This window comes from Cupriavidus sp. BIC8F (assembly GCF_032465815.1).
Taxonomy (GTDB): Bacteria; Pseudomonadota; Gammaproteobacteria; order Burkholderiales; family Burkholderiaceae; genus Cupriavidus; species Cupriavidus necator.
The window spans coordinates 717244-733836 of sequence record NZ_CP136094.1; the positions used below are offsets into that span (position 1 = coordinate 717244).

Annotated in this window: 15 protein-coding genes; 3 read left to right on the forward strand and 12 right to left on the reverse strand. The window is 63.5% G+C overall.

The annotated features are described in order from the left end of the window. Positions 1-10: 10 nt before the first annotated feature. Together RS901_RS03305 and RS901_RS03310 are read right to left on the reverse strand one after the other, a co-directional pair. Positions 11-718, reverse strand: a complete 708-nt coding sequence (locus RS901_RS03305) for a FadR/GntR family transcriptional regulator (protein WP_013958017.1) — start codon at positions 716-718, stop codon at positions 11-13. A gap of 92 nt (positions 719-810) precedes the next feature. Beyond that, complete coding sequence (locus RS901_RS03310) at positions 811-2133, reverse strand: MFS transporter (protein WP_316151502.1); 1323 nt, start codon at positions 2131-2133, stop codon at positions 811-813. A gap of 345 nt (positions 2134-2478) precedes the next feature. Here RS901_RS03310 and RS901_RS03315 point away from each other — a divergent pair, with 345 nt between their 5' ends. Further along, positions 2479-3027 carry an ureidoglycolate lyase gene (locus RS901_RS03315; protein WP_316151503.1) on the forward strand — a complete coding sequence of 183 codons (549 nt, stop codon included), beginning with the start codon at positions 2479-2481 and terminating at the stop codon, positions 3025-3027. Positions 3028-3178: 151 nt separating this feature from the next. Here RS901_RS03315 and RS901_RS03320 read toward each other — a convergent pair whose 3' ends face one another. The 4 genes from RS901_RS03320 to RS901_RS03335 all read right to left on the reverse strand — a co-directional run bounded on the left by RS901_RS03320 (position 3179) and on the right by RS901_RS03335 (position 6405). After that, a complete protein-coding gene (locus RS901_RS03320) occupies positions 3179-3397 on the reverse strand; it encodes a hypothetical protein (protein ID WP_316151504.1) in 219 nt (72 codons plus the stop codon). A gap of 61 nt (positions 3398-3458) precedes the next feature. After that, positions 3459-4319: a c-type cytochrome gene (locus tag RS901_RS03325; RefSeq protein WP_316151505.1), complete on the reverse strand. Its 861-nt coding sequence runs from the start codon at positions 4317-4319 to the stop codon at positions 3459-3461. 287 nt (positions 4320-4606) lie between these two features. Further along, positions 4607-4963 carry a cupin domain-containing protein gene (locus RS901_RS03330; RefSeq protein WP_316151506.1) on the reverse strand — a complete coding sequence of 119 codons (357 nt, stop codon included), beginning with the start codon at positions 4961-4963 and terminating at the stop codon, positions 4607-4609. A 500-nt stretch (positions 4964-5463) separates the two neighbouring features. Then, on the reverse strand, positions 5464-6405 hold the full coding sequence (locus tag RS901_RS03335) for an SGNH/GDSL hydrolase family protein (protein ID WP_316151507.1): 942 nt from the start codon (positions 6403-6405) through the stop codon (positions 5464-5466). Between the two features lie 591 nt (positions 6406-6996). On the opposite strand from RS901_RS03335, the gene RS901_RS03340 reads away from it, so the two are divergent. After that, on the forward strand, positions 6997-8031 hold the full coding sequence (locus RS901_RS03340; protein WP_316151508.1) for an SGNH/GDSL hydrolase family protein: 1035 nt from the start codon (positions 6997-6999) through the stop codon (positions 8029-8031). A gap of 108 nt (positions 8032-8139) precedes the next feature. Here the strand turns inward: RS901_RS03340 and RS901_RS03345 are convergent, their stop codons facing one another. The 5 genes from RS901_RS03345 to RS901_RS03365 form a co-directional block, all read right to left on the reverse strand. After that, a complete protein-coding gene (locus RS901_RS03345) occupies positions 8140-8955 on the reverse strand; it encodes an enoyl-CoA hydratase/isomerase family protein (protein ID WP_316151509.1) in 816 nt (271 codons plus the stop codon). Beyond that, complete coding sequence (locus RS901_RS03350) at positions 8952-10187, reverse strand: CoA transferase (protein WP_316151510.1); 1236 nt, start codon at positions 10185-10187, stop codon at positions 8952-8954. Before RS901_RS03350 ends, RS901_RS03345 begins: the two co-directional genes overlap by 4 nt. A 76-nt stretch (positions 10188-10263) precedes the next feature. Then, complete coding sequence (locus tag RS901_RS03355) at positions 10264-11229, reverse strand: tripartite tricarboxylate transporter substrate binding protein (protein WP_316151511.1); 966 nt, start codon at positions 11227-11229, stop codon at positions 10264-10266. Between the two features lie 62 nt (positions 11230-11291). Beyond that, positions 11292-12230, reverse strand: coding sequence for a LysR family transcriptional regulator (locus RS901_RS03360; protein WP_316151512.1), 939 nt, complete (start codon positions 12228-12230; stop codon positions 11292-11294). A gap of 222 nt (positions 12231-12452) precedes the next feature. Next, the gene (locus RS901_RS03365) at positions 12453-13472 is read right to left on the reverse strand and encodes a GDSL-type esterase/lipase family protein (protein ID WP_316151513.1); all 1020 of its coding nucleotides are present in this window, start codon (positions 13470-13472) and stop codon (positions 12453-12455) included. A 455-nt stretch (positions 13473-13927) separates the two neighbouring features. Here RS901_RS03365 and RS901_RS03370 point away from each other — a divergent pair, with 455 nt between their 5' ends. Beyond that, positions 13928-14971 carry an SGNH/GDSL hydrolase family protein gene (locus RS901_RS03370; RefSeq protein ID WP_316151514.1) on the forward strand — a complete coding sequence of 348 codons (1044 nt, stop codon included), beginning with the start codon at positions 13928-13930 and terminating at the stop codon, positions 14969-14971. 573 nt (positions 14972-15544) lie between these two features. Here the strand turns inward: RS901_RS03370 and dapA are convergent. Continuing rightward, entirely contained in the window at positions 15545-16441 is an 897-nt protein-coding gene (gene dapA, locus RS901_RS03375; protein WP_316151515.1) for a 4-hydroxy-tetrahydrodipicolinate synthase, read from the reverse strand. Positions 16442-16593 lie beyond the last annotated feature (152 nt).

Below are 16593 nucleotides of genomic sequence, written 5' to 3' on the forward strand. Positions count from 1 at the left end.
CCCGCCCAGCTCAATCCTCTTTCTCGTCCCCCGTGGGGAAATGCACGCCGGCACGGCGCGCCGCCAGCATGATGTGGCGCTCCATCGCGCGCTGCGCCTGCTCCGGCTGGCGCGCGGCCAGCGCCTCGATGATGGCGCTGTGCTCGGTGAAGGTGGCATTGCGCGCGCCGCGCCGGTAGTACGGCAGGCGCTGGCTCTCGCGCATCACCTCGGCGCTTTCGCGCAGGATCTCGCGGATGACCTGGTTGCCGGACACGGTGACGATCAGCGTGTGGAATTCGTAGTCGAGCTGCGAGGCTTCGTCATAAGCGTCAGCCTCGATCGCGCGCTGCATCGTGGCAGCATTCTGGCGCAGCTGCTCGATCTCGTTTTCAGAGATGGCCAGCGCGGCCAGCCGCGCGGTCAGCCCTTCCAGCGCAAAGCGCAACTGGTAGATATCGATCAGCGAATGCGTGGCCGCAAAACGCCAGGGCGGCGTGGCAGCGGCGCTGTCGCCGGCGGCCGTCACGTAGACGCCCTTGCCCGGGCGCGACACCACCACGCCCATCCCCTGCAAGGTAGAGATCGCCTCACGCAGTGACGCACGGCTGATGCCCACCTTCTCCGCCAACTCCCGCTGCGCCGGCAGCAGCGTGCCCGCGGGGAACGTGCCGTCGCGCACCCATTGCTGGATAAGGCTGACAGCCTGGTTGGCGACGGAGGTGGAAGATCCTGTCATACGTGAGGGGGGTGACCAGTAAGAGGTGACGCGCAAGCGGCGCGAAGCCGGTTGCCGGAAATTCTAGCCGACAAACCGGCCTACCCCGCCCCTTACTTGTTGACCAGTTTGGCCGGCACCGAATAGGTCAGCAGCGCGCCGCACAGCAGCACCGCCGCCAGCACGAACATCGCGGCGTCCGTGCTCCGGGTGGCATCCTTGATCAGGCCGATCATGTACGGGCTGATAAAGCCGGCCAGGTTGGCAAACGAATTGATCAGCGCAATGCCCGCCGCCGCGCCCACGCCCGACAGGATGGAAGTCGGCAGGCTCCAGAACAGCGGCGAGGTAGCCAGGCTGCCGCCGGCGGCCAGCGCCAGGGCTGCCAGCGACAGCGCGGTGTTATGGCTGAACACGGCGCTCAGCACCAGGCCCGTGGCCGCGCAGCAGAACGGCACGATCAGGTGCCAGCGGCGCTCACGCATGCGGTCAGAGCTGCGGCTGACCAGGATCATCGAACACACCGCCACGCCAAACGGGATCGCGGTCAGCAGACCCACGTCCAGCACGCTCTTCACGCCGGTCTGCTTGATCAGCGTGGGCAGCCAGAAGGTCAGCCCGTACTGGCCCATCACCGTGCAGAAGCAGATCATCGTCATCTTCAGCACGCGCGAGTCCGTCACCAGCGTGCGCAGCGACATATGGGCGGACTTCTGCGCATTCTCGGCGGCGATATTGCGCTCCAGCAGCGCCTTTTCATCGGCCGTCAGCCAGCGTGCCGACTGGATGTTGTTGTCCAGGTACCAGAGCACGGCCACGCCCACCAGCAGCGACGGCACGGCCTCGATCACGAACATCCACTGCCAGCCGCGCAGGCCGTTGACGCCGTTCATGGCCTCCATCACCCAGCCCGACAGCGGCCCGCCGAAGATGCCCGAGATGGGAATCGCCGCCATGAACAGTGCCACCATGCGCGCGCGCCGGTGCGACGGGAACCAGTACGTCAGGTACAGGATCATGCCGGGATAGAAGCCCGCCTCCGCCGCGCCCAGCAGGAAGCGCAGCACATAGAACTGCGTGCTGGTCTGCACGAACATCATCGCCGCGGAGATCAGGCTCCACAGGATCATGATGCGCGAGATGGTGGCCTTGGCGCCGATGCGGTGCATCAGCAGGTTGCTGGGCACCTCGAAGAAGAAATAGCCGATAAAAAACAGCCCCGCGCCCAGCCCGTACACCGCCTCGCTGAACTGCAGGTCGGCCAGCATGCTCAGCTTGGCAAAGCCCACGTTGACCCGATCCAGGTAGGCCACCACGTAGCACAGCATCAGGAACGGCAACAGCCGCCAGGCCACCTTGCGGTACACCGCGTCCTCCCTGGCCTGCGGCACGGAAATGGCATCCGGCCCGGCATGGGCGGTTTCAGTCGGAATCATGGAAGTCTCCTTGGTTTTGTTCGAGTCATCGGCGTGGCAAAGCCTGGATCGCACCCAGCATGGCGCCATATCGTCATACCGGTCTGACCAGTAGATGCCGAATGGTAGGGAGGCACCCTGCCGGTGTCAAGGAGCGATTAGACTGGGGAAAGTCCGTATCTACAGGCCGATTTCGGCGAGAATGCCAGCTCGGTGGAAGATCGCACCAACATCCGTCGCTTGTGCGGGATCGAGATTTGCTGCAAAATCCGGCCCAACTGGTCCGACCAGTTAAGACTGGCCCGCATGATGCATGCCGCAGGGCAGCCAGCCTCTTGCCGGCCGACCTTCAGCTAGGAGACTTTGATGGAAACCACGCCCCCGCCCATGGCATCAGCCATGGTGCGCCTGCATCCGCAGCCGCTGAGCGCGGCCGCCTTTGCGCCCTTCGGTGACGTGATCGAGGCGCGCCCCGCCGGCGACCCCGACGCCTTTCCGATCAACGGCGGCATGGTCACGCGGCACCATGACCTGGCTGCCGTGGAACTGGAAGGTGGCCGGGCCCTGATCAACCTGTTCGAGGCCAAGCCCTACGCGTATCCGCTGGAGATCGCAATGCTGGAACGCCATCCGCTTGGCAGCCAGGCCTTTATCCCGCTATCGGAGCAGCCCTTCGTGATCGTGGTGGCGCCGGCTGGTGACATACTGGATCCCGCTTCGCTGCGCGCCTTCATCACCAACGGGCGGCAGGGCGTCAACTACCGCCGCGGCGTCTGGCACCACATGCTGCTGGCCGTGGGCGCGCCGGCGCGCTTTGCCGTGATCGATCGCGGTGGGGATGGCAACAACTGCGAGGAGCGCACGCTGGCGCAGCCGTTGCTGCTGGAACTCCCGCCGGCGCTACACGCCGCGTGAGTGTGTGGAGGCAACCGCGACTGCACCAAGGCCGTTGCAGCGCGTCGAGCCTACTTGGCGTCCGGCCAGGAGACCTGCTTCCAGCAGGCCTCCTTCGAGCGCACCACCACCCCAAATGGACGGGCCGGGAAGCGGATTCGACGGCCGGTCGCTAAGCTACCAGCGACCGGAACTCCCGTTCCATCGCCGGTGCCACCTGGCTGGCGCACTTGGCCAGGTTCACCTGCATCGCCGTGGCCGCGATTTCAACCAGCGCCGGCTCAATGTCGTAGCCCCGCTGCCCCAGCCACACGATCACGTCCAGCAAGTGCCACAGCGAATTGCTGCCTTCATGCACCGGCACCGGGAAGGAATCTGGGTAGCCAAGCATCAGCTTGCGCCGAAGATCCCGCAAGGCAGCGCGCAGAGATTTGTCGACGCAGCCGGGCCGGTTACTCCTTGCCGCCGAATGGCTGCGGCTTCAGCGAGCCAAGGTAAGCGACCAGCGCGTTCATGTCGGCACCACTGATGTTCTTGTACCAGTCGAACGCCATGGGCGGCTTGTAGTGCATGCCGTTCTTGCCTGTGCCTCGGATGGCCTGGGCGATCTCTTCCTTGCTCCAGCTCTTGAGCCCGCTTTCATGGGGAGTCAGATTGCGTGCCACACTCTCGCCCCAAGGGCCTTTGAACACCTGGCCGCCGGCGCCCAGACGCGTGAGCACCAGTTCTCCCTTCTCATCCCGCGGCGTGTGACATTCCATGCAATGCCCGATATCGGCGAGGTACCGGCCATACTTGATCGTCTCCTTGGGAGAAGGCGCGCTAACGCCTTTCACAGCCGGGCCGTAGCTGGGCGGCAACGGGATCTTGTACTCGGACTTCCTGACGGCGTTCTTCACGGGCGGCTGTACCCTCAGATAGGCGATGATCGCTGCCAGGTCTGCGTCAGACATGCGCCGGTAGAACTCGATAGGCATCGGCGGACCGATGATGGTCCCGTCCGGCCGGATACCTTCCCGGATCGCCTTGCCGAGCTGTGCATCGGTCCACTTGCCGATCCCTGTCTCAGGGTCTGGCGTAATGTTGGCCGCGTAGGCCTTGAACGGCGGGTGATCGAAGACCATGCCACCCGAGAGGCCCCTGGAAAAGACAGGCGCCCCATTTTCCGCTCGGGCAACATGGCAATTGCCGCAAGCCACCACCCCCTCCATCAGGTATTTGCCACGTGCGATGCGCGCCTGGTCCTGCCCGCTGCTTGCGCCAATTTGAGACATCAGGAACAAGCCTGCGGCGAACCTCAGGAATATCGCCATGATTACCCCTCGCCTGGATTCCTGGCCAAAGCGCCCGGACTGAATCCATCGAAATATCGGCAAATCCTGCCTGAATGGAATCCTCCAAACAGTTGAGTACGGCGGTGAAAGGGACGATGTCCAGTGCTGCGGCAGGAGGCCGGCGATGTCACCGGTCTCCTGGACAGGCAGACGCGGGAGCACGTCCGTAGCCCCCTGCCCCGCGGCATTTGCCAGCCCGAAAGCTGCCCCGGCCTAGCCGGCGCTGTGCTGAATGTTGCTTCGCCCGGATCGCCCGGCACCAGGCATCACTTCTTCTTCCTGGGGTCGTCAGCCGGGTCGACGTAGGTGATGCCCCAGGGCCCCGCCACATTGATCTGGATAACGGTTTCCTCCTTCGTCCAGCCAAAGTGGTGCATCTTGGGTGGCATGACAATCAGGCTGCCGGGGCCGAGCGGCGAGGTCTTTGCCGGGTCGAGCTTGTCGCCCATGCCATAGTTGAACGTCCCGGAAAGCACGGTCACCCGCTCCACGCCTGGGTGCCAGTGCGCCGCCACCTTGGCATCGGCGGGCAGCTTGATCCGGGCCGTGATCGGCCCTTTCTTGTCCATCTGCCCTTCGAGGACGGCAAGTTGGCACCCGGTATCAGTGGCAGGTCCGCCCATTTGAGCTCGTCGGGGGTGGCCATGATCACGCTGCCCGCCGGGGCAGCCCACGCCGCAGACATAGTGAGGCAGACGCCGAAGACCAGTGTGGCAATCGGGTGAAGCTTGTTTTTCATGGCGCGCTCCTTCCTGAGACGGCAACCAGACGGTCGGAGCGGCGCGGCGACGGCACAGACCTCATGCATGCCATCTTGCACCCGACTCCGCCGCCAGCCGCGCTGGTGACATCCGCTGCATGGCAGGTTCAGGCATGCAGGCTCGAGCTTCATCGCCCAAAGCAACAATGTGATGCATATCGCGGGCCACCCGTGGTGGGAGGCTGAGGAGCGGGCGCGTGACGTTCGCGCGGTGTGCCTGTTGCACGGTAAATCGGCAAAGTCGTTTCATTTGTGAAACACCGGCGGTTAGTAGCTTGCTTTGTCTACATCGGCCTATGGCAGGGCAAGCCGTCATGCCCTGTTGCCAAAAGCTCCATGGAAGCGACGCAGGACTGGGGCTCGCTATCGTGGCCACATGACGCTGATGACCGCATTTGCACGTTGCGCGATGACGCCATGGCCGGCCACGGTCGGGTGAGTGCCATCCCAGAAGAGATACTCATTCGGTTTTTCACAGTACGGCGCCACCGTCGTGTTCAGCCTGATGCATGGCGCCGAAGCATTGGAGAGGCCAAACAAGGCGGGCGCGGCAAAGACTTCGTGGTGCAGGGTGAAAACGTCAACGCGCCCGATCGGCACGCCCAGGGCCGCTTGCAGGCCAGCAAGCATCTGCTCCAGCCCGGCGTTGAACTGCTGTGCGAAGTAGCTGGCGTAGAACTGCACCAGCGGGCCCTGCAGCTGCGCCTCTGGCGACAGGCCAACGTCAGGCAAGTTTGGTACGAGAAAGTTGCGCGCGCCCGCACCGTAGAGTACGAGCAGATTGTTCTGGATGACGCCGATTGCCTGCTGCAAGATCAGGCCGCTCTGCGTGCCGGTTGGATCCGTTGGGAGTGCCAGAATGGCATCACGCACGTCATCGCCCCCCATCCAGACCACATAGATCGCATCTGCGCCCCCCCGCCCGCCGACGTCGGCCAGGTATCGGCTGACCAGCCCCGTCAGATCGTAGGGGCCGGCCAACCGGGCGCGGGCTCCGCCGACGGCGTAATTAAAAAACACGCCAGGATTGCGGAACGCCGGACCGGCCTTGGCCAGTTGCTCGATCCAGGTCTGGCCGTTGCTGAAGTGGTGTCCGCCACGCGCATACGGTGCGCTGGGGACGAGGCTCAGGAAAGGGGGAACAGTTTCCGTACCCAGAAGTTCGAAGGCATTGCCAGGGTCCGACAGGCTATCGCCAAACACGATGAACTGATTGGGCGGGCCGGCAAATGCGGGGAAGACCAGCGCGAGCACCAGAAGCCCGCCAAGCCAGATTGCCCTGAGCCTTCTTAAAAAGTTGTGCATGGCATTCACCTCATTTGGGGCTGGCAATCGAGCAGGCGCCGATTCGAATACCGCGCGAATACCGCGTGCAGTTCACGGCCATGCAGCGGGCAACGTCGATCGGGCGTGGCGGTACGGTTCCGGGCACTTGCATAACCCGCGAGGGGTGGCAATGCACCGGCGCCGCGCAGGCGCGCCTAGGCAGCCACCGCAGGGGGCGGCAACGGGTGGACGCGCGTGGTGGACCTCCTCACTGGCGCTAGCCTCACCGAACGCAGGGGTGGCGACGCCGTGTTCTTGATGGTTATTGATATAGGCGAGGGAGGAGGTGGCGTCAATGCCGCGGCTTTGGGACCAGGGAATGAATTGAAATCCCCCAGCATGTTGCCGCAGCGCCTTCTCCTCACCGTTTAGCGCGTGAATGTCATCGTGCACTTCAGGCCGTGGTGCGCGCTTGACAGGCACTTTGGTTTCAACGAGGCTTTTCCAAGCGCGACGACCCTTCTTCAGCGCTCGATATCGCGTGCCGCAGAGCAGTCCGATTCCACGAGCAGGCTGGCGACAAACCGGCCACGTGAGCGCAGATGCCCGGTCGACCAGCGGGGAGGAGCTATGCCAGGAATTAATGACAAGGTATGCGCTGCGATTTCTGCCGTGTTGATTTCACTGCTTGCCGCATGCGGCGGGGGTGGCACGATTAGTGTCAGTGGCGGCAGTGGCAGCAGTGGCGCGGCCCCCCCGGCGGGCGGCATTCATCTGCAAATTGTCTCGTTCGGCGACAGCCTGTCGGACGGCGGGACTTATGCGCCAATCGCGAGCGCGGTGGGCGGGGGGCGATTCACGACCAATCCGGGGCAAGTGTGGACTCAGGATGTCGCGCAATACTACGGCGACACGCTGAGCCCGGCGTTTACGATCGACGCCACACATAAACTGAGTGCGCAAGGCGGCCTTGGCTATGCGGAGGGCGGCGCCACGATTGCGACGCCGGCAAACCTGTATGACTTTCTGACCGACGTGATCGGCAATATCGAAATGCCCGTCACACAGCAGGTTTCGAGCTATCTGGCCACTCACGGGAGCTTCAACCCCAATCAACTGGTACTGGTCTGGGCTGGCTCGAACGACGTGCTTCGCGCCGGAGCGCTGCCGGCCGCAGCGCAGACCGTGCAGACAGCGGCAACCACCCTGGCTCAGGTTGTCGGACAGATTGTCCAGAACGGTGCCACACATATCGTGGTGGCCAATGTCCCAAATATCGGGCTGACGCCCAAAGGCATCGCCTCGGCCGACGGCGGGGCAAACCTGACCCAGTTATCGCAAATCTTCAACAATAGTTTGAACACTGCCTTGCAGGCCAATGGCCTGCAAGGCAAGGTCATCCAGATCGATTCTTACACTTGGGTGAACCAGATCATCGCGAACTTTCAGGCCAACGGCTTCGCCGTGTCCAATACCAGCGTCGCCTGCGACCCCGGGAAAACGCCCCATGCCACAGCATTGCTGTGCTCGCCGGGTACCTACGCGACGGCCAATGCCGATCAGATGTATATGTTCGCCGACGACCTTCATCCGGCTACGCGTCTGCATGCATTGTTCGCCCAGTTGGTGGAGCAACAGATCGCCAAGAGCGGTCTCGGTCACTGAGCGCCATGTTGTGCGGCAGGCGTCTGTAAGAACAAGGTGCGGGGCTCATTGGCCAATGTGATGGTCGTCAAGTTCCAGCTCTCACTGCCTGCCAGGGACGTCCGCCCTTCAGCTCCCCTTCCACACCGGCGACCGCCGGTTCACGAACGCCTCCACCCCTTCGTGGAAGTCACTGCTGCCATAGCACAAGCGCACCAGATCATCCGTCTCGGCCACCGACTGCGCCGTCTGGCGCCGCAACGCCTCCTTGACGACCGTCTGAGTGACAGGCGCCAGCGCGCCAAGCCGGTCGCATAGCAAAGCGACCTCGGCTTCCAGCGCCTCGGCAGCATAGACACCTTCCAGGAAACCGCAGGCCAGCGCAGCCTCAGCATCCAGGATCTGCGCCAGCAGCAGCATGCGGCGCACCGGCTGCAGTCCCCAGGCCGCGCGCAGCTTGGCGAGGTTCAGCGCCGACAGCGTATTGCCCAGCGTCTTTGCGATCGGCACGCCGAAGCGTGCCTTAGGCGTAGCGACCCGGAAGTCGCACGCGGTGGCGATGGCCAGGCCGCCGCCCACTGCCCAGCCTTCGATCACCGCCACGGTGGGCATCGGCAGTTGCTCGACCAGCCTGATGCCCTCGTCGATGCGCGCTTCGTAGGCAACCCCGTCGTCCCCGCTTGAGAACTGCTGGAACTGTGCGATGTCAGTGCCCGCGACAAAGGCATCGCCACCCGCGCCGCGCAGCACCACCACGCGCGCACCCGCATTGTCCTCGGCAGAGAGCATGCGGCAGTGCGTGGCAAGCTGCTCATACATGGCCCACGTCATCGCATTGCGCGCGGCCGGACGGTCGAACATCAGCGTCGCGACCTGCCCCTGCATCGTGAGCGTGACCTGTCCGTCGTTGCCGGGACCGCCTCCTGGCGGCAGCGCGGCGTTCATGCGCCGAATGCGCCGGCCACCGCCAGCGACTGCTGTTCGTCCTTCGAGAGCCCGAGCTCTGCCAGGATTTCTTCCGTGTGCTGGCCAAGCAGCGGCGGCGGGCGCCGTACCTGCTGGGGCGTGCCGCCCATCTTCACCGCGAAGCCGATATTGGGCACCTTGCCCTCGATCGGATGATCGATCTCGATGCGCATCTGGCGGTGCCGGCCGTGCTCGCTGTCAAAGGCCTGCGGGTAGGTCAGGATCGGCCCGGCCGGGATGCCTACGCCGAGCAGGCGCTCGATCCAGTAGTCGCTGCTCTCCTTGACGAAGCTCTCCTCCAGCATCGCGATCAGTTGCTGCCGGTTGGCCAGGCGCAGCGCCACGGTGGCAAAGCGCTCGTCCGCCAGCAGGTCGGACCGGTCGAGCGTGTTGCACAGCAGCTGCCACAGCTTCTGGTTGGTGGCCCCCATGACGAAGTAGCCATCGGCTGACTTCATCGCCTGGTAAGGCGCGCTCATGCGGTTGGCCGTGCCCAGCGGCTCGGGCTCGCGGCCCGTGCCCCAGTATTCGCAGGTGTCCCACACCGAGAACGCCAGCGCGGAATCGAACAGTGATGCATCGACATACTGCCCCTTGCCCGTCTCCCTGGCGCCGATGTAGGCAGACAGCATGCCGTAGGTCGCGAACAGCGCGCAGCCGATATCGGCCACCGGCACGCCCGCCTTCACCGGCGCGCCGCCCGGGTAGCCGGTGACGCTCATCACGCCCGACATGGCCTGCGCCATCAGGTCAAAGCCCGGCCGCCCGGCCCACGGCCCGCTCTGGCCAAAGCCCGAGATGCTGCAGTAGACCAGCTTCGGATTGATCCTTGCGAGGGTCTCATAGTCGATCCCCAGCCGCTTCATCACGCCGGGGCGGTAGTTCTCCACCAGGATGTCAGCCGTTTCCGCCAGGCGATAGAGCACCTGCCGGCCGGAATCGGTCTTCAGATCCAGCGTGACGCTGCGCTTGTTCCGGTTCATGTTGAGGAAGCCCATGCTGTCCGAGCCCTTCATCTTGAAGCCCATCGCGCCGCGCGTCTGGTCGCCGCCGTCGGGCGGTTCGATCTTGATCACATCGGCGCCAAGGTCGGCCAGCAGCATGCAGGCGTAGGGCCCGGCCATGACCTGGCTGACGTCGAGCACGCGCACGCCGGCCAGCGGCAAGGTGGAGGCAGGCGCCTGTGCGCCGGAGTCGCGGAAATCTGTCATGAGGTGCTTCTTCCTGGAAAAATGGATGGGGCAGCGTGCGCGCGTGCGTCGGTTCTCGGCCATCGGCTTGCAGCGCTCAGCTCTCGGCCTTTACGCCGGCGTCTTTCACGACCTTCGCCCACTTGGCGGACTCAGAGGCGATGAAGGCCGCGAACTGCTGGTTCGATCCGCCGGAGTCCTCGGCGCCAAAGCTCTTGAGCCGCTCGGCGACGTCCGGCATGGCCAGCACGCGGTTGACGTCGGCGTTCATGCGCTGCACCAGCGCCGGCGGCATGTTCTTCGGGCCCACCAGGCCGTACCACGACGCCGCATCCAATCCGGGGAAGCCGGACTCCGCCAGCGTTGGCACATTGGGGTGGCTGGCCGCGCGCTTCAGGCGAGTCTGCGCGATCGCAATCACCTTGCCCTGCTGGATGAACGGCGTGGCGGCGGTCATGGTGTCGAACGCATAGTCGATCTGGCCGCCGATCAGGTCCGCCACCAGCGGGCCCGAGCCCTTGTAAGGCACGTGCACCACGTCGAGCCTGGCCTGCAACCGGAACATCTCCAGCGCCAGGTGCTGCGCCGAACCGATGCCGGACGAACCAAAGGAGATCTTCCCCGGCTTCTGCCGGCACAGCGCCACGATGTCCGAAACGCTGCGCACCTTCTGTTCCGGACGGCAGGTCAGCATATTGGGCGTGACGCCCACCATCGAAATCGGCGTGAAGTCGGTGCGCGGGTCGTACTTGACGTCCAGCAGCGCCGGGGCGATCGCGTGGCTGTTCACATGCGCCATCAGCAAAGTAGTGCCATCAGGCGGCTGCTTGGCCACATGGGCGGCGGCGATGGCGCCGGTGGCGCCGGGCTTGTTCTCCACCAGCACGCTGGTGTTCCACATGACCCCCAGCTTCTGCCCGATCACGCGTGCCAGCACATCGGTGCCACCGCCGGGGGCGAAGCCCACCACAATGCGCACCGGGCCGGCGATGTCGGCGGCGCGCACCAGGCTGGGTATCGCCAGCCCGGCCGCTGCCGCCAGAATGAATTGTCTGCGCTGCATTGCGTGTCTCCGTCCTGTAGTTATGGAGCCATCATCCGCAATGCATCCGCCGCGGGCTATCGCTATTTGGGGGATTCTGGTTTCGCGTTTTGCGCAAGCACCGCCAGCACGCTGACCGCTGCCGAGGAAAGTGCCCCATGGGGCCGATGGCACAGCACAAACTGCCGCTGCGCCCAGGGCGCGGCAATGGGCAGCCGCACAAAGCGGCTGCCGGCCGCCACCTCACGCGCGATCGCCTCCGGCATCACCCCGCCGCCCAGGTTCTGCGCCACCAGCGCGGCCATGCTGTCGAAACCGCCCACGCGCATGCGCATGCGCAGCACGCGGCCGGCCTCCTCCGCGACCCGCTCCAGCACGATCGAGATCGCCGAACTCTCGCTGAGCACGATCAGGTCGCAGTCCAGCACGTCGTCCGGCGTGACCTTGCGGCGCCGCGCCAACGCATGGCCGCGCGCCACCACCAGCACCAGTTCGTCATTCCGATAGGGCTCGGTCGGCTGGTCGATCACGCCCAGGCTGCCGTCGTAAATGCCGATGTCCACGGTGCCGCGGCGCAGCGACTGCTGGACTTCCGCGCTGTTCATTTCCTGCAGGTCGATGCGCACGCCCGGGCAGGCGGTGGCGCAGCGTTGGATGTCGAAGGGGAGGAACTGGATGACTGCGGATTTGGGCGCTGCCACCCGCACCACACCCAGGTCGCCGCCGACGAAGGAGGCGGCGTCGTCCTGCATGCGCTGGACGGTATGGGTGATGCCGCGGGCATGGGCCAGCAGTGCGCGGCCGGCTTCGGTCAGGGCCATGCCGTGGGGAAGGCGCTCGAAGAGGGAGACGCCTAGTTGGGCTTCCAGTTCGAGCACGCGTCTTGACGCGGCAGCGGGGGCCAGATGGAGACGCTCCGCGCCCCGGGTAATGCTGCCGGCGTCGGCCACGGCGATGAAAAGCTGGACGGTGGTGAGGTCAAAGTGCAGGCGGGTGGTGCGCAAGTGGGGTGATGACGTCACGATGGTCGGCGCTTATGCAGGCGTCGTCGCAGGGGGCGAGCTACGGATTGAGGGAAGAGGAAACCGTTACGGGCGCCTTGGAATGCGGTACCGCGCGCCATCTGATTCTCCACCTATCAAGCGGCGTCAGCAACTGCGGATTTCCCGCGCAACCCTCGCGAGGGTGTCCGGCGTGACTGGCAGACCAGACCACGCGTCGACGGTGGAACTGCGAGCTTTCGCTCAGGGAATATGGAGAACCTCAGCGATCTTGTCGACGAACTTTACCCCGAGCTTTCCATAGCCGTCCGCAGTCGGGTGAATCTCGTTCTCCCAGTCCGCCGTGGCGCCATCGTCGCCGGTCCCGGCCGGGACCAGCGTGTCGCGCGTGTCGGCCACATGAAAATTCGGGATGCCGGCCTGGCGAATGACGTCATCGGCAAGTCGGTCGGTGAATTCATTGGCCAGGTCAATCCAATCACCCTCGGGGATGCCATAAACCTGCAGCGCCGGAAACAGCCATGGCCCACGGCCCAGCCCCGCACCGCTGTCGCGCGGCGTGGCGTAGTCGTAGGTGTGCGTGATAATCGGCGTGTTCTGGTTCTGCGCGCTGATCCGGCGCAAGAAATCCAGGGCTCGGTACTGGTCCAGCATATACCGTGTGAATGCAATCCAGCCCGGTCGGGAGATAAATGTACTGATCGCGTCAGGGCCATCCCATTCATCTTCCGTCAGCAGCAATCTGTCGTTGGGCGGCCTGCGATGGCCGTTGGCATCGTTCGGCGTGGTCTGGATGGCGTCGATCAGGTCATTGCCGCCACCGGACAACAGGATGACGCTCCAGGCCTGGTCGTGCGGACCGACGAGGAAACTGTAGAACAGGGGGTCCTGGCGGCTGTCGAGCATATGCGCCAGGGTATCGCCAGGATCCGCGCAATCCACGGCGATGGCGCTGCGCGACAGCCACATGTTCATCAGCAGATTTGAGCCGCTAAACGGCCTCAACGTATTGATGGAGAACCAGGAGTCCCCCTGGGCAAGGCATTGCACGTCGAAGTCGCTCAGGATCGGCGCGCCTTCGCGCATCATCTCAAAGGACTGCACTGGCTTGAGTCGGTTGGGGCGTTCAGCTGATCCCGGCATCGCACATCTCGCTCTACTCTCGACAACTTTCCAGACCCGCCTGGCCGGTAGCGCTGCCATCAGCAACAGGCTGATCCACACCGCATTCTTGTCGTTGAAGGAAATCGTAGGCGCTGCCATGGCAATACCAAGTCATCGCGCTTGAAGTCTGGTCTGCACGGAATTAACAATGCTTCAGCCATGAAACACCTCGCACGGGCAGCGAGTATTTTTTGCACGGTGCTTCGAGCGTCCCGGGTAGCAGCCTGGACGCCAGCAGATCACAGCGCTTGGCAGTTGCAGGGCAAGCGCCTGCGCCTCGCAATGCCCTTGCTGCTGCCTGCTTCTATTCCACTTGCCTTTCTGGTGAAACCCAATAGCTTTGTACTAAACAGAGTTCGGTTGCCCGCTAGTGACAAGGCAACTGTCGAGGCTGCGGTTCCGGGCCTGGGAAGTCGAGCAAGCGCGCGTAAAGACTTTTCTGACTGATAGCAAAGGGGCAGTTTCTTTGTCTGCTACGTCATACAAGCGCGTTTCACTCCATTGGCGTCTTGACGGGCGCGAACGACTGGGGCACCTACCATTGGACGGTTCCTATGAAAGCACGCCATCAATCCCTTTTCGATCTCGTCCGCTCAGGACTTCTATGTGTCGCTGTGGCACTGTTCGCCGCCTGCGGCGGGGGTGACGACGGCAAACCAGCTGTCAATCCGCCTCTCCAATTCCAGGTGGTGTCGTTTGGCGACAGCATTTCTGATGTAGGAACCTATGCGCCAGTTGCGCAACTGGTCGGCGGCGGGCGTTTCACCACCAACCCCGGACAGGTGTGGACCCAGGATGTTGCGAATTTCTTCGGCGGGACGCTGACCGCGGCGCAAACCGGTGGCTATGGTGCGCCGGTGCGGAATCACGCTGAGGGATTGGGTTACGCCCAAGGAGGCGCCCGTGTCACGGATCCCAACGGCATCAATTTCAAGGCGAATGGACTCGGCGCGCTGACGGTACCGATTGCAATGCAGCTGCAAAACCACCTTGCAGCGCACGGTAATTTCAATGACGGCCAGCTTGTTCTTGTCCAGGGAGGCGGCAGCGATATCCTGATCCATGCTGGCGCAGTTGCGGGAGGAAGTGAGACCGCCGCTGACGCGGATCAGGCCGTGACGCTTGCCGCGCAACAATTGGCGGCAATCGTCGGAAAGATCCTCCAATCCGGTGCCAAGCATGTCGTTGTCTCAAACGTTGGCAATATCGGCGTCTCACCGTTGGCGGTCAGCGACAACAGCCTCGGGTCCCTTCTCACCGGGATGACGCTCACCTTCAATTCAGCGTTGACGAACGCGCTCCAGGCTGCAGGCATCCAGAACCAGGTCATCAACATTGATCAGTTCGGCTTCATCAACGATGTCCTTGCCCATTTCAAGGAGAAGGGATTCCAGGTCAGCAATACCGGGACCGGGTGCAACCTGCAGCTTCTGTCCAAGGAGATCGAGGTGAGTTCCCTGTTTTGCTCACCGAAGACCTACACGGTGCCGGACGCCGATCAGACCTATATGTTTGCTGATGAGGTCCATCCGACCACCCATCTTCATGCGCTGTTTGCGACGCTGGTGGAGCAGGCCGTGCAGGCGGCGAGCAAATAGGCGAGCGGGGGGCAGCAACGTTGCGCAGGCCTGCCCCCCGTGCGCAAATTCACAGCATTTCCGGGCCTCTCTTCAATCGAACAGACCAACGCCTAGCGGCGGATCGAACGACTGGGCTTCGTCCGTCCATCGTTCAAGGTTCCCGCACCTGACGCGAAACGAAACCAGGCCCTTTGTTTCAACTTGAATCAGCCGGCAGAAAGTACCTAGGGCAACGGTACCGCTGAAAGGCCCTTTCCGCTCCAGCACGTCCAGGGGTTTTTCGTGCAGTGGTACGGGCGCGACGGTGGTTCGGCCCGAGATATCAATACTTCGACCAATCAGCCAGACATGAAGAGGGGCAACACCAGCCGAGGTTTTGGAGCGTATCCGTCAAATGTGTGCGCCGGGATTCCGCGAGTTGCTGCGTCACCCCCGCTGCTTTGCTCTCTGGGACCTCAACATAGAACTCGCCAGCATTGGGAAACCTGCGGCACAGGTCCGCCCTCAACCGAGGCACGCCTGCGCCGAACTGCTGCCTTGAATATGGCAGGCATACGGCAGTGACCGTACGCCTGCCTCTAGCCTGCGCAATTACAGCGCATTCGCGTGCACCGAATCCAACGCATCACATGCAATTGCCAATTGCTCGGCGAGCGCGGTTGAAGCCGACGTCATTGGCAAACGCAGTTCATCAGACAGCCGGCCATGCCTGGCCAGTAATGTCTTGACCGGACCTGGGTTAGGTTCTGCAAACATAAGTCGAATCAGGGGCATTAAGGCATGGAAAAGCTGGCGTGCGATGCTCAAGCGCTGCTCAGCCACTGCGCGCCACAACGCCGAGAAGAGATCAGGCCGAATATGCGCTGACGCAACGATTGCACCCTGACCGCCCATGCACAGCGTGGCAAGCAGTTGCTGGTCCTCTCCCGCGAGGACAGCCAGGCGGCCATCGGCGATCAACGCCTGTGTAGTTTCAGCGTTACCGCCGCAGTCCTTGATACCCCGAATATTGCCGTGATCCGCCAACGACAGCAGCGTTTCGGCGCTCAGCGTTACACCGGTTCTGTAGGGGATGTCATACACCACCAGTGGTGCCCGAGATCTATCGGCCAGCGCGCGAAAGTATCCCTTCAATCCTTCCTGTGACGGTCTTATGTAGTACGGTGCAGGCGCCAGGACCCCCGCCAGCGGACGTTCGCCAATCCTGTCCAGACGGCTCAGCACATGCCGGAGATTGTTGCCAGCCAAGCCCATCATGACCGGCAACTCCCCGGCCTCGGCCAGCACGGTATCCAGAACGGCCAACTGTTCCGCCTCATCGAGCGCGGCGGCTTCGCCGGTGCTGCCGCACACCACGAGCCCCGCCAAGCCGCTGCAGCGGTAATGGGCCACTAGCCGCCGCAGTGCGACGTGATCCACCTCATGGTTGCGAAAAGGGGTGACCAGGGGTAGCCAGATACCACGATAGAGATACTTCACTTCTTGCATTGCATGCTCCGGATCGACCGATTCGGAAACCGCACAGGCAAGCGACGGAGCAAGAGGCGATCAAGACGGTAAGGAAGGGATTGGCAGACCGTCTTCTACACTGATGCTGTTCCGTCGCTCAACTGACGGAACAGCACGCTCCGGTCAGATGA